This window comes from Mesorhizobium sp. GbtcB19 (assembly GCF_019091085.1).
Lineage (GTDB): Bacteria > Pseudomonadota > Alphaproteobacteria > Rhizobiales > Rhizobiaceae > Mesorhizobium.
The window spans coordinates 1-677 of record NZ_JAGXJY010000090.1 but is presented as its reverse complement, the minus strand read 5'-3'; the positions used below and the strand labels follow the sequence as shown (position 1 = coordinate 677).

General features: G+C 31.2%; 1 protein-coding gene. It reads left to right on the top strand.

Features of this window, described 5'->3' with window-relative positions; translation table 11 throughout:
- Positions 1-677, top strand: a 677-nt coding sequence (locus KVT37_RS31725; RefSeq protein ID WP_217578952.1) for an AvrD family protein, incomplete at both ends; no start/stop codon positions are given.

Here is a 677-nt window from a genome sequence, read left to right as displayed (position 1 = left end):
TTACAACTAAATGAAGTTTACATTATGCAAAAGTTTGGGATTACAGAAGCTCAAAGAAGAAAAATATGGCTGAAGCGTATTGTTTTGAAAGCAGGAACAACACCTCAAGAAGATTTAAATAAACTTATAATTAGCACTCAACATATTAAAACAAAAAATGTTTCTGACTCTTTAGGTACAAACGTATCTATATTTGAATCTCAGATTGGCTCTATGCAAATTCGGTGTGAAATAGAACACGATATAGAAAAAGAATGCAATGAAGGAGCTAAATTTGATAGCATAGATCAAATTTTAGGATTACATAGCAAAAGATATTACGGAGATATGTATAAAAATCCACAACAAATCATGGAAGATGTGCAATTTGATTTTCAAAATCAAAAAGTTACATCGTTAGTTAATGTGACACATATAAATGAAAGTCCTTTTAAGGTGGAGGGGATGGAGGCTGCCTATTACCCATCTTTCTCAATTATCGACTGTATGATAACTGTTGCCCAAATGGCTCAAGCGCTAATATATAAAGTTGATGATATTGATCGTAGCAATAGTAATACCCTTTGGATGAGAAAAGTTATTATTGAAAATAAAAACCCTTATCAGCCATATGAGCCCTTTGTTGCATCAACATATATTTCAAAAAGTAATTTATTGAAATTAAAAGGTAGTATGTG